The sequence below is a fragment of the Methanoregula sp. PtaB.Bin085 genome (assembly GCF_002067035.1).
Taxonomy (GTDB): Archaea; Halobacteriota; Methanomicrobia; order Methanomicrobiales; family Methanospirillaceae; genus Methanoregula.
In genome coordinates, this window is record NZ_MVQB01000023.1 from 30,157 (window position 1) to 42,303 (window position 12,147).

Annotated in this window: 11 protein-coding genes and 1 pseudogene; 2 read left to right on the top strand and 10 right to left on the bottom strand. The window is 53.6% G+C overall.

The genetic code is table 11. The features are described from left to right. Positions 1 to 177: 177 nt before the first annotated feature. The 4 genes from A4E33_RS04410 to A4E33_RS04425 all read right to left on the bottom strand — a co-directional run bounded on the left by A4E33_RS04410 (position 178) and on the right by A4E33_RS04425 (position 6,315). Complete coding sequence (locus tag A4E33_RS04410; protein ID WP_292346472.1) at positions 178 to 3,255, bottom strand: PKD domain-containing protein; 3,078 nt, start codon at positions 3,253 to 3,255, stop codon at positions 178 to 180. Positions 3,256 to 3,296: 41 nt separating this feature from the next. Next, positions 3,297 to 4,739 (bottom strand): C2 family cysteine protease, encoded by a 1,443-nt coding sequence (locus A4E33_RS04415; protein WP_292346473.1) that lies wholly within the window; start codon positions 4,737 to 4,739, stop codon positions 3,297 to 3,299. Between the two features lie 208 nt (positions 4,740 to 4,947). Then, positions 4,948 to 5,910, bottom strand: coding sequence for a HEAT repeat domain-containing protein (locus tag A4E33_RS04420; RefSeq protein WP_292346474.1), 963 nt, complete (start codon positions 5,908 to 5,910; stop codon positions 4,948 to 4,950). A gap of 12 nt (positions 5,911 to 5,922) precedes the next feature. After that, positions 5,923 to 6,315, bottom strand: coding sequence for a hypothetical protein (locus A4E33_RS04425; protein WP_292346475.1), 393 nt, complete (start codon positions 6,313 to 6,315; stop codon positions 5,923 to 5,925). On the opposite strand from A4E33_RS04425, the gene A4E33_RS04430 reads away from it, so the two are divergent. Beyond that, a complete protein-coding gene (locus A4E33_RS04430; RefSeq protein WP_292346476.1) occupies positions 6,305 to 6,502 on the top strand; it encodes a hypothetical protein in 198 nt (65 codons plus the stop codon). The genes A4E33_RS04425 and A4E33_RS04430 overlap by 11 nt on opposite strands. Here A4E33_RS04430 and A4E33_RS14705 read toward each other — a convergent pair. From A4E33_RS14705 to A4E33_RS04440, 3 genes and pseudogenes are all read right to left on the bottom strand, one after another. Continuing rightward, positions 6,484 to 6,903 (bottom strand): annotated as a pseudogene (locus A4E33_RS14705) (HEAT repeat domain-containing protein); the annotation flags it as partial. The gene A4E33_RS04430 and the pseudogene A4E33_RS14705 overlap by 19 nt on opposite strands. Positions 6,904 to 6,994: 91 nt before the next feature. Beyond that, positions 6,995 to 8,044 (bottom strand): hypothetical protein, encoded by a 1,050-nt coding sequence (locus A4E33_RS04435; RefSeq protein WP_292346477.1) that lies wholly within the window; start codon positions 8,042 to 8,044, stop codon positions 6,995 to 6,997. A 183-nt stretch (positions 8,045 to 8,227) separates the two neighbouring features. Continuing rightward, positions 8,228 to 8,914, bottom strand: a complete 687-nt coding sequence (locus A4E33_RS04440; RefSeq protein ID WP_292346478.1) for a peptidylprolyl isomerase — start codon at positions 8,912 to 8,914, stop codon at positions 8,228 to 8,230. Between the two features lie 56 nt (positions 8,915 to 8,970). Between A4E33_RS04440 and cyaB the strand changes: the two genes are divergently transcribed. Continuing rightward, a complete protein-coding gene (gene cyaB / locus A4E33_RS04445; RefSeq protein WP_292346479.1) occupies positions 8,971 to 9,513 on the top strand; it encodes a class IV adenylate cyclase in 543 nt (180 codons plus the stop codon). Positions 9,514 to 9,983: 470 nt separating this feature from the next. Here the strand turns inward: cyaB and A4E33_RS04450 are convergent, their stop codons facing one another. From A4E33_RS04450 to A4E33_RS04460, 3 genes are all read right to left on the bottom strand, one after another. Then, positions 9,984 to 10,625, bottom strand: a complete 642-nt coding sequence (locus A4E33_RS04450; RefSeq protein ID WP_292346480.1) for a metallophosphoesterase — start codon at positions 10,623 to 10,625, stop codon at positions 9,984 to 9,986. 6 nt (positions 10,626 to 10,631) lie between these two features. After that, positions 10,632 to 11,741: a TIGR04013 family B12-binding domain/radical SAM domain-containing protein gene (locus tag A4E33_RS04455; RefSeq protein ID WP_292346481.1), complete on the bottom strand. Its 1,110-nt coding sequence runs from the start codon at positions 11,739 to 11,741 to the stop codon at positions 10,632 to 10,634. Between the two features lie 36 nt (positions 11,742 to 11,777). Then, a partial coding sequence (locus A4E33_RS04460; protein WP_394334409.1) for a hypothetical protein occupies positions 11,778 to 12,147 on the bottom strand: 370 nt, incomplete at its 5' end.

Below are 12,147 nucleotides of genomic sequence, written 5' to 3' on the forward strand. Positions count from 1 at the left end.
CCGTGAGGATGATAAGTGTTGAGAGTCATCGGACCTGAGACACAAGAAGACCATCAGGTCTTCGCAGGACTCATCAAAGTCCTTCGCAGGCAAGGGTTAACAGACCCCAAGCCCCCGTGGTCCCATCATTATCAGATACGATCCCTCCTGGTTTTTCCGCCGATCTAAAAAAACCGTTCACTCCCACTTCGGCTTTCCCCCCCGCATCATGAAAAAGCCGGCAACGGCAAGGGCTGCGACCGCTGTTATGATTACCAGGTTCTGCGTAACAAAGCCTGCAATCCATTCCATCATGCTCATAAAGATGCTGACGGCTGTTGTCGGAGGCTGGGCTTTTACCTGCTGCGGCATGACCGTCGGGGGTACTGTTGTTTCGGGGATGGTGGGAGGTGGTGTACTGGCGCTGGTGAACAGGGCATGGATACTGAAGTGGGATGCCGGTGCCATGACAGTTCCCGTTGATCCATCAAAGGTTGTCGGCAGATCCTGCCAGGTCCCGGATTTCCTGTCAAAGGTTTTTATCCAGTAATCGCGCCCCCACCGGGGCTGCACCGGGGATAATGAGAGGGAGACCGGCGGCGAGAAGGTTGCACCATCCGGCCCAATCTCGTATGCAATGCCGTCAAAGACAAAGACCGGATCGGAAGGCACGGGGGGGAGATCTGCCGTGGAAAGAACCTGCATCGTGATACGCTCAAGCGGTTCACCTGCCGCGTTGCGTGCGGTTATTCCTTCGCCGATGGTGATGGTTGCGCGGCCATCGGATGACGTGAGCCGGGTCTCCTGCGATACGACTCCCTGTGCATTGGTATAGACCTTTGCCGATACGCCGGGATCCGCTGTGACTTTTGTCTCCTGTGTCGCGGTTGGTGATGGTGTCGGGACAGGGGTGTATGTTATCGATGGGGATACGCTCCCGGCCGGCATCCCGGCATCGGATTCCGATACGGGAATGTATGGTTCAGGTGGACCGACATGGCTTGTTACGGAGAGGGTGATCAGCTGGAGTGGGTTGCCGGAACCTGCAAGCTGGGAAAGACCAAATTTTGATAATCCACGTGGTGAATCTGCCACAAAGTAATCAAGGTTTGTATCCGGATCGCGGTACAGGAATTGGGTCGGCAGCACCTGCCCGATATTATCGTCACCGATCCGTACAAGGTAGGTATGTTCCCGGCCCTCGTGACTTGCGACCCACGAGGAATTAACGCTCACGTATAATCTGGCTGGCCCGCCCGGCGTGAATGAAGTAAGGGTATTCCGAATCGTGTATGCAACACCAAGGACATGAGAGAAACCGCTGCTATGTCCTATATAACGGAACGTAGTCAGATCCGGATCAAGGACACCTTCCCAGACCTGTGTATTCATGGTTCCTCCTGCCGGATATAAGGGTAGTTCCAGCATGTAGAAAATTGAGCTGTCCGCTCCGGTGGCCGGCGAGAACCCGGCCGGATGAATAACATCAGAATAGAAAACCACTCCAGAAAGGTTTCCCATAATGGTTTCGTTGCCGAAGTTACGGAACCCGCTGTTATCATTTGACCGGAAGGTGATGTTCTGCCAGCCATACTCAGTCAACTCCGGTGTTGTGAGAACAGAAACAGATGGCATGGAATACCCGGGGAGGGTAGTTCCGTTGTAGACAAGGAACTGGCCGCCGAAACGGTTTACGATGATAAACCCTTCAATCCCCGTGATGAAATCCTGGTTTGCACCAGTCAGTGCATGGATGGTGGTCGTTGCTGTTGAATTCCCGTACTCGTTTTCATCGATTAGACGAACCGTGTAAACCCCACCGTTACTGTAAGTGTGGGAAACGGGATTTGTCTCTGCATATGTTCCATCGCCGAATGACCAGTTCCATGCCGTTGCTGCTTCCGATGTATCCGTGAAAGTGACATCAAGAGGAACCATTCCCGAAAGAGGGATGGCTGATATACCGGCAATCGGGGCTGCCCCTGCTGTTATCCGATAGGCCGGATCGATCTCAGTTGCGTTCCTGCACAGCGGGTTATCGACGATCAGCTGGACATCATAATTACCAGGTTTGTCATATGTCCAGACCGGGTTTTGGAGGGAGGAATAATTACCGTCTCCGAATGACCAGTTCCAGTGCGCTATCGGATTCGTTGGCGAAACAACTGAGGCATCGTTGAACGAGACTTCGAAGGGTACAGCACCGGCCTGCGAAGGGGCGATGGTGAAATCGGCATCCGGACAGACCTCCTCAGTGCCAATGGTGTACAGGTAGATCATATCAGGGCTACCGGAATCACGCCATACGATACGGTCACCGGAAATTCTCAGGTTCTCTTTTGTGGTTGAACCATCGGTATTGGAAACCTGCGTTTCGGATTCAGAGATGGCGGTATCATTCAGGAATACATTCTCATATTTCTTCCAGATAATCCGCGATCCATCGATATCCGGGAAATAATTCTCATCCAAGTTCGGCGTAATATCGGAAATATCCCCGGTTGCCAGATCCATCATGTAAACAAGATAGGTCCCTTCATGTGTATCTACCCAGACAATATGGTTGTTGTCAATTGCCGGCTCTATCTGCTCTTCATCCATCCCAAAATTGACCGGCTGGAAGATTGTCTGGTTGCCGGCGTAATCATAGACGGAAACCATCGGAGGCCAGTAACTGCCATTTTCCCATACAATCACGTTGTCAGAGACATGGGGCATTATCTGTGAGCCATCACTATCACTCACTTGAAGGACAGTATCTCCTGAAATAGAATACAGGTAGATATTATCGGTAAAGTCACCATTCCGGGCATCCTGCCAGACCACAAGGTCGCCATCAATATCGGGATTGGTCTGATCACCGGTCTCATTGCCGATACGGATTGTGATGCCGGTATCGAGGTCGTACAGGACGACATCATACTCATTGCCAAAGGAGGAGAACCGGTCATCTACCCATGAAAGATAATGTCCGGAGATGACCGGTTGGAGTTCCCCGACTGGCCCATCCGTTATCTGATATTCGGAACCCGTTGCGATGTTATACAGGTATATATTCCGGTCTCCGGTCCTGTCATCACTCCAGACAATATAATCCCCGAATATTGCAGGTTCCCAGTGGCGGACACTCGTGTTCGATATAGTAACAGGGGTGAGGGTGCCGGAAATTGAATCACTCGTTACAGGATAAACTATGAAAACAATTAGAAAAAAACTGACAAAAAAAAGAGAATTTTTCTTCTTTCTTCGGGGATCTTCGAACATGATCAGTGACATCCCTGATTCGTCTTCAATTATCACAATAATTTATTTTCAAATCACCCTGTCCAGCCGAAGGACTCAAAGTACCTCATAAAACACTCGCTTTCCAAACCGAAGATACCCTCAGAGCCAGGATTTGGGGGGAGAATTGCCGGCAGGTTCGTTGTGAGATGGGCCTGCGTATATGCATCAAAATTTGGAAGCGAGTGGGTTCCCCAGGGATTTCGCAGAACTACGTATCGTTTTTCTTGATTAACCTGGTACACTCCAAGGATGGAGTACGCATGATTTGCTGGTAGACCTGAACATCTCGCATACGTAACGATGGATCCATATTTTCCATGGTTAGCGGCAGCAGGGACATCATTTTCTGTCAGATAGGTATACGCTGTGACAGGTTTTTTTACGGGAAGAAATATTCCATCACTGAGATTTTGACCATCACAGGTATATATTCTGAGATCTTCAATAATCTGATTATCAGAATCGGGATTCGATCCGCCCAGATAGTTCTCAGTATTTTTAATAGTTGTATCTATTACATTCACTCCCGTCAAATCCTCTGTTGCGAGAAATGGACTTCCAAAATCCAGACCCGAATAAATAGGATTGTTATTTGTATCGAAATGAATTGGGAGGGGTGTCAGGTCAGGTATTCTGTTTTTTTGTACATATCCTGCAAAACACTTCTCATAAAATGAAGGCCAGCATTCGTAATAACCAGGTACAAGATTATTCGGATTTGTTTGTGCATAATAAGGGATTGTTACCAGGTTATCTGTAAAAAAATTCATAGATGTGGTGATCTTTGACGGATAAAATGTAGTAACCGTTTTTGGAGCATAAAGGGTTATGGTGGTGCTTCTCGATAGTTTTCTTGGAAACCCATTCGTTTCAGCCCATGCAACAGATGAGATCGCGGATATCAGCCAGCAGTCTGCAAGACATCCCTGTTGCGGATCATTAAATTCAAGATCATAGTTATCTTTTTCAGGAGCAGCAGTGTCCCGATATTTGAGGGGTGTCCCTGCAGGAATCTGATTTTTCATTGTATCACTTTTTGTGATATCGTCACAATAGCAGGGAACCTTGCCGACTTTTCGGGCAGGATCCTTTTGGAGATAATACAATGATTCCGCATATTGCTTTGGGCATACCTTCGCTAAACCGAGAGTTGCAGAAAAAATCCCATGATAAACAGGGGATCCGAACTTGGGATCAAACAGTTCGTCATATGCATAATCCTTAAAAGCAATTTCCATCATTTCTGGCAAATTTTCAGGATGGTATTCAGACACGTCCATGCCCATCATCTGCAACTTGCGTTTTGCGATTACGAAGGGATTCCTTGCTCCGACATTTTGCCGGAATTTTAGGATTTTTTCTGGATTGATCCGTTCCATTTTTTTGTTATTTGTCTTTTCAGGAACTTCTTGCCGTGACCATTCAGGGTCTTCATGTTTCTTTTTTTGTACACCTGAACGCTTCCTCTCAACCATCACCACACCTCACATTAGGTGAGTAATCAAACTATGTGGTATTAAATATTTGTATAACAATTCACTCTAAAAAATCTATGAATAGTGTTAATAATTCTCAATATTCTTCGTATGGCTTTTAATTCGGGCAGAAGGAGAAAGCTGACTGATTCTTGAAAATATTCATGAAATTCAGGAATTAATCAATTATTTTTCCCGCGCAATATTTTTATGCCGGTTCCTCCGGCATGTTCTTTGCCAGGTACCATGCATGGATGGCAAGCAGGAAATAGACCGGGAAGAGCAGGCCGTAGGTATTGGTCTCCCCCATCTCCTTAAAAGTCCAGACCGTGACGGTGATATCGATCTGGAAGATCATGATGCCCCACCATTTCCCGAGATACCCGTACCCGAGTCCGGGCAGGAGAAAGTTTAAAAACCCGGCTATGAGCGGGTTCTTCTGTATGCGCGGTCGCTGGTACAACCCGCGGGGGAGGATGAGGGGAGGGACACCGCACTTCCGTGAGGCAAGGGCAGCCTCCCACCGGACATTCCGATCGGGATCGGCAAGCATGCGCACAATGGCAGGACCGGAACTACGGTCTCCGATATCGCCAAGGATCTGCACGGCGCGGACCCGGACGCTGCTGTCAGTATCCTGACAAAGGGTTGCGAGAGGGGCAAGCGCGGCCGTTCCCGAGCCCTTCAGCCGCTCCCAGTCCTGCATGGCGGCATGGTACCACGCCCAGCCGGTCTCATCGGAGGGCTGGTACCCGATCCGGGCAAGCGATATCGCTGACCCGTACCGGACATACTTGTCCGTGTCTTCCAGTCCGTGGATCAGGGGCGGGATGGCATCCTTGCTGTTCATGCTGCTCAGTGCAATGGCTGCCTGCCAGCGGACCTCGCTCACCGGATCGAGCATCATACCGGCCAGCGCGGGCACGGCGGAGGGATCCCCTATCTGGGCGAGTGCCCCGATGGCGCCGAGCCGGAGGTTCCGGTCCCTTTTTCTGAGTGCCGAAACGAGCAGCGCGACCGCTTCAGGCCCTATCTCTCCAAGGGCATGTACTGCGTCGGACTGGATATCCGGATCGCGGTACGACAGTGCCCGGACAAGCCCCGGGATATCCCGGTTCCTCTGCAGTGTTCCGATATCGGGTTTTTTCCTCGGGATCAGGTCGAGCAGCATCGGTACTATCACCTACAGGTCTGACATTCGTTCCGCAAGGTAGTACGTGTGGATTGCGGCAATCGCGGTCAGTGGATACGCGATCAGGTAGGGGAGCCAAGGTCCCATGGCGAGCTGGGCGAGAACGAGGATGCACATGTAGGCCATGAAGACCGGGAAGCCCCACCACCTGCCGATGTAATTGTACCCGATACCCAGGAAGAGGAAGTTCAGGATCGCTGCCGCGGCAGGATCCGGCCCGGTACGTTCCCTTCCTGCCACCATCAGGGGGATATCGTGGGAGGCAACCCCGCAGTCCAGTGCCGCCAGGACTGCCCGCCAGCGGACGCGGGGATCCCGATCCCTCAGCGCACCCTGGCAGGCTGCCTGAGCCCGGTGGTCGGCATTCCCCCCGATGAGCGACACGATGGTTGCGCGGGTCCCGGGATCATCGTCCCTCAACAGGTCCCAGAGAACGGGCAGGGCCGCGGAACCAAGTTTTTTTACCCCCTCCCAGTCATACCTGGCGATCAGCAGGTATGCTGTATCGGTCTCGTTCTCCGGTTTCCAGCCAAGCCTGCAGAGCGCTGTTGCAGCCCCGTACCGCAGGTAGCGGTTACGGTCCCGCAGGAAGGGGAGCAGCGCCGGTATCGTCTCCGGAGAGCCGATCTCGCCGAGAGTAAGGGCAGCGGCCCACCGTACCTCAAGAGAGGCATCGCGGTTGAGGAGTACAGCGACCCGGTCTGCTGCCCGAAAATCCCGGATGGCGCCAAGTGCTTCAAGAGCACCGAGCCTGACCGGGACGGACGGGGAACCCAGTGCCTGGATCAGCCGGGGGACCGCTTGCCTGCCACACCTGCCAAGCGCTTCGGCAGCCTGCCACTGTACCTTCGGATCCGGATGCCCGAGATCCCGGACCAGGGCCGACAGGTCATTTTCAGAAAGCCGGTGCCCGCTCTCTGCAGCTGTCGTTCCAGGATCATTTGGGGGGATCGTGGCAGAAAAAATACAGATGCTCCTGAATTCAGTATGCCGCGATACTCAATATCAACTTTATGGAAATCAGGGGAAATGGAAAGGACGCGGGAAAAAGAGGGATGAACGATCAGCTGATGGTGAAGGCACCGTACCAGATCCCATAGGACCCGTCAGTATTCACAATCCTGATGTCCCAGACCCCGTAGGATCCGGCAGGCGGATTCAGGAAGCATTCCAGCCGGGTATCGCTGCTGACAATGACGTTCGTTGCCTCGATATCCGGTTTATCGCTCCTCTTGAGAATGACCTTGGCATTGTTCTTGAAACCCGAACCGGTGATTGTGAACTTGCTGTACTGGGAAGAGAAGGTGTTGGGCGGATCGATATAGGTAATGCCGACAGTTCCGGCATGGGTGGCATAGGTTGTCGATTGTGCACCCGGCGTACGGTGAACCGAGAAGATATTGGTATACCGGTCGGACTGGCCGTCCGGGTTCGTGACAACGACATCCCAGCTTCCTGCCGGGGCATCTGCCGGGATTGCAAAGGTGCAGGTTATCGACTGGGGTGTCACTGCCCTGACCCCGGTTGCCCGTATCTCATTGCTTCCGGCACGGGAAAGGGTGACGTTTGCCCCGTTTTTGAAATTATCTCCCACAAGGTCAGTGACCTGGACGGTTGTCCCTGCATCGCCTTTGTCCGGGATGATCTTCTTGATCATCGGACCCTTTGCTGCTGTCGCCGTTGTCGTGACTGCTGCCGGTTTTATTGTTTCTGCACTTGTGGCCGCTGTTACGACGGCGGGTGTTTTTACCGGTATGGCTGAAGGGGGCCGGTTGGTGACGATCTCGGTATTCACTTTCTCCATAAGGGCCCGGCTGACATGTTCAGTCCGCTCATCCATCCGGTATCCCCAGGTGCCCTCGTCATTCAGATACACGAGGGCCCGCTCGTACGTGTCCGATGCACTGTCGTATCCGATGACCAGCCAGGCATTGTCCCCGGTCGAAGATGGATTCCTGACAATATCGCCTTCGGAATAGAGCGGGCCGGGCGTTGTTGTGAGTACAGCGGTTGTTCCGGAACCGGTGGTTGTCGTGTCATTGCAACCCGCTGTGACCAAAAACAGGGCGATGAACACGAGAAAGACCGGTGCAGGGAGTGCAGGTCTGTCCATACACAGTATTGGTTTCGTCACTTTTTAAAAAGGCCGGTGCCGGGCGGTTCGGATGCTTTTTGGAATTCCGGCCTGCCAAATCAGATCGGAGGATCGCCGCTGTATTCCGGACGGTCTGTCGGAAGTCAGCCGTGCCGGTCCGCATCCGCAGGCCGGTACCTGATCAAGGAATGGTAAAAAAGATTATTCGCTCTTCTCTTCTTTCTTCTCCGGCTTTTTGAAGGTCTCAACAAGGACGATCTCGGAGATACCCTTAATCATCTCAAACCCTTCGTGGATGATGCGCCCGCGCCAGAGCAGCCAGCGGCGGTCGTAGATGATACCCGGCGGGAGGATGAGGGTTGCCTTTCCGTCATCAAGCGTCATCTCCATGTCCCGCCCGGAATAGAGCCTCACAAGGCCTTTGAGCTGCTCAAGCGGTTCTCTGACAATCTCCTCGATGGTGTACTCGTAGGTCAGTGTCTGGCCCGCGAGCGGTGCATTGAAATCGACGATGACCTTGCTGCCGATAACATCGACAACGGTCCCCTCGCCCTGCTCCTCGAGCCGGACCGGCATGCCGCGGACGGGTTTCTCCTTGAACTGGCTCTTCGGGAATGACCGAACGCGTTTGGGATCGCGCTGGCCGAAAGCCTTCTCGGGCGTGACGGTGACCGTTCCCTTTGATCCGGCCTTCTTGCCCACGAGTTCCTCGTCAAGGCCGAGGATGACATGCTTCTGGCCGACACAGATGGTAACCGGGCCGTACGTGGCATTCTGGTTGTGGATGCCAGCCTTCTTTGCCTCGTCCTCATCCGTGGTATCGAAAACATTATTCCCGACCTTCCCGGTATAACTGAGCCGGATAAAATCTCCATCCTTTATTGCCATGATTCACCTGACTATATTAAGTCCTCATCAAGACAGATAAAGGGTGTGGCACAAGAATGCTCGAAGTTGAACTCAAGGTACGGGTCCCGTCGCTCGATTGCGTGCGGGACCTTCTCAGGAAGAACGGGGCAGAACAGCTCGGCAGGGTGCACGAACACGATATATTTTATAACGCCCCGCACCGCGACTTCGGGAAGACTGACGAGGCGGTCCGGGTCCGGTACACGGACGACCATGCGGTTGTCACGTACAAGGGACCCAAAATAAAGAGGTTCGGGCTCAAGGCCCGCGAGGAACTGAACTTTGCCGTAGAATCGGGCGGGACCTTTGAGAAGATGCTCGAACGGCTGGGGTTCACCCGGACGCTGGAAGTGAACAAGTGGCGGGAGAACTACCGGCTCGGGAATGTATCGGTCTGCCTCGATGATGTAGCGGGGCTCGGCACCTTTGCCGAGATTGAAGTGATGGCAGAGGATGGTGCGGATAACCCGGCATCCGTGATCGAGAAGATGGCAAAAGAGATCGGCGTGACGGGGGAGCCGATCCTTGAATCATACCTCGAGATGCTGCTTGCGAAGAAGGCAGGAAAGGAAGTCTGATTTCTCGGATTTATCGATACAGAAATTCACGAGCGTTCACCCCCAATGCATGAAAATAATAAAATCCCGGCACTTTTTTTTTTACGAACTGTAAATCTGATTTGTTTTTATTTTTATAGGAAAACCTCCCAAGGCGAGCAACAGGTTTAGATAGAGCCACGGGTACTCGGGGTCTGTCGACCCTCGCCCAACGAAGAATCCTTTGGATTCTTCTCATCCTCCCGGTCCTTGGGACCAGTCAGACCGTGGAGCATTACGTTTCCGGGAAACCGGGTAATTGAAGCGCCGCGGGGGCGCCCTGTCGGGGGTGGAGCAGTTTATCATAACCGGGGGTATGTGGGCATCAGCCCCCATCATCGGATTTTACAGACATATAACAAGACCCCATCATTATTCTGATTACGTCAGGAAGGGATTCTGGTAAAAATCTAAAAAAAAAGATTTCAACAAAAAATGGAACCACTGCCGGCCTAGACCGTCAGCAGCTCGACCTTGATGTCCTTTGCATCGGTGCCGAAGTGGAGCATTGCACAGTGGCCGTCCATAGCGGGACCGGGGTTAACGACTTTGACGCCTTCAACGTCCATGACACCCCGGGCCTCGTGGATGTGGGCGCAGCAGACAAGGTCAAATGCCTTCATGTGCTTCCGGATGCTGTGGCTGCCGACATGCTCTCCGCCCGGTTTGTCGAGTGTCTCGTAAGGAGGCGCATGGCAGAGGAGGATGTTATGCACGGCTTTCTCCATCTTCTTCATGGCGGAGGTCAACACGTCGTCGATCTGCTTGTCGGTCATCTCGAACGGTGTGCCGAAGGGGGTCGGGTTGGAACCCCCGACACCGACAATCGTCATCTTCCCGAGGTTCATCCGGTGTCCGTGCATGCACACGGTGTCCGAGTGTTCGATCGTATCGATGATCTCGCGTGGGTCGCAGTTGCCGGGCACTGCAAAACACGGCACATCGATACGTGAGAGCACGTCATCGACCGTGTCAACCGGACCCATGTTCGTAATGTCGCCTGCGATAAATACCGCTTCCGGATTGAGTTCCAGAAATGAATCAATTTTACCGAATTGACCATGGAGATCTGCTATGAGAAGCACATCTGTCATGGTATATCATTTCGGAGTATGCCTGAAAAACCTTACCGCCGGGTCATTCCACGAACCGGTCAGTCTTCCCCGTAACGCAAGACTTCCGAGCACAGTCTCTGTTTCCGGAAGCAGGTCACGCGCAACGCTCCCGGCAAGCGGGGTACCGGGCAGCGGGATGAAGCGGTGGACATGGACCATCCCGTTCCGGGCAACCTCCTGTATCATGGCGAGGGTGGCCCGCTGGTCGTCGTCCGTTTCGAACGGGAACCCGACAATGAAATCGACCACCGGTTCAAGGCCCTGCTCCCGGCACAGGTCGCAGGCATGGAGGATATCGGAGACTGTATGCCCGCGCCGGAGCATGCCGAGGACACGATCGCTGCCGGACTGGGCGCCGAAATGGAGCTTTTTGTTTGCACAATACCGTGTCACCAGCTCAAGGGATGTTTCGCAGACAAACTCAGGGCGGACTTCGCTGGGGAACGTTCCGAAGAAGATCTGGTTTTTGCAGGCTGCAAGGAGACGCTCCACCCGGTCCCATCGCGGGTGGATGCCGTCAGAACCGTACGCGAATGCATTCGGGGTGACAAACCGCAGCTGCGAATGCCTGCGGGCAAACCGGGCGATCTCGTCCACCGAACGGTGCCGCATGCAGCAGCCGAAGATCCGGGGGGTCTGGCAGTACCCGCAGGTATGCGGACACCCGCGGCTGATCTCGATATATCCCTTGATCTCGGAAAATGCGGGGTACGCATCGAGCCGTACGGATGTTGTGGCGGGTTTGAACCAGTCCCCGGCCATCACGCCGGGGATCCGGCCATCGCCCCCATTGCGGAGGTTCTCAAGCAGCCGCGGGAGGGTATACTCCCCCTCGCCAACGACAACATAGTCGGCGTACCGGGCAACCTCCCGCGGGCAGGCCGTTGCATGGGGCCCGCCGACAACCGTGATGCACCCGGTATTGGCAATCTCGTCCCGGAAGGCCGGTTCGCTGATGGAGTTGAGGCTGTAACAGGTTATATCGTCTGCCGGGCTCTCGACGACCTGCAGGGGAAAACCTTCGCGTTCGCAGGCAGCAGAGAGGACCGCACAGGAATTCCTTGCCGCCTGGATCCACCGCCAGTTGACCTGCATTGTCGTGAATGATCGGAAAAAAGGGGATTTTTGGCGTTACCGGGTGCGATACTCACTCCTGACATCGGCGACTTTGTATGTCTGCCCGTTTACTTCCGAGACATACGCGACGACCCGGTCGGTCTGCTTTGTCCCACGGAGGTTGACGAGATCGCCCTTCTTGATACCGAGGGTTACGGTCTCCATTGTCCCGTCAGAGCGGTATATGGTAACGGACGCGGACTTTACAAGGTACTGTCCTTTTCCTCCGTCGAATACGACCGGGATATTCGCATTGTACTCCTTCTCCTGCACAATCACGCTCACAGCATTGTTGTCGGGAACAACATCTGTGGGAGAGGGCTCGAGGCTGAAACCAGAGGGGGACGCAGCTGCCTGGGTTGCAGCCGGTCCTGATGGCTGTGCC

Bases quoted from the DNA above. Each gene is read 5' to 3' on its own strand.
- A4E33_RS04410 (WP_292346472.1), bottom strand. From the start codon at position 3,255: ATGTCACTGATCATGTTCGAAGATCCCCGAAGAAAGAAGAAAAATTCT.
- A4E33_RS04415 (WP_292346473.1), bottom strand. From the start codon at position 4,739: ATGGTTGAGAGGAAGCGTTCAGGTGTACAAAAAAAGAAACATGAAGAC.
- A4E33_RS04420 (WP_292346474.1), bottom strand. From the start codon at position 5,910: ATGCTGCTCGACCTGATCCCGAGGAAAAAACCCGATATCGGAACACTG.
- A4E33_RS04430 (WP_292346476.1), top strand. From the start codon at position 6,305: ATGAGCGACACGATGGTTGCGCGGGTCCCGGGATCATCGTCCCTCAAC.
- A4E33_RS04435 (WP_292346477.1), bottom strand. From the start codon at position 8,044: ATGGACAGACCTGCACTCCCTGCACCGGTCTTTCTCGTGTTCATCGCC.
- A4E33_RS04440 (WP_292346478.1), bottom strand. From the start codon at position 8,914: ATGGCAATAAAGGATGGAGATTTTATCCGGCTCAGTTATACCGGGAAG.
- cyaB (WP_292346479.1), top strand. From the start codon at position 8,971: ATGCTCGAAGTTGAACTCAAGGTACGGGTCCCGTCGCTCGATTGCGTG.
- A4E33_RS04450 (WP_292346480.1), bottom strand. From the start codon at position 10,625: ATGACAGATGTGCTTCTCATAGCAGATCTCCATGGTCAATTCGGTAAA.
- A4E33_RS04455 (WP_292346481.1), bottom strand. From the start codon at position 11,741: ATGCAGGTCAACTGGCGGTGGATCCAGGCGGCAAGGAATTCCTGTGCG.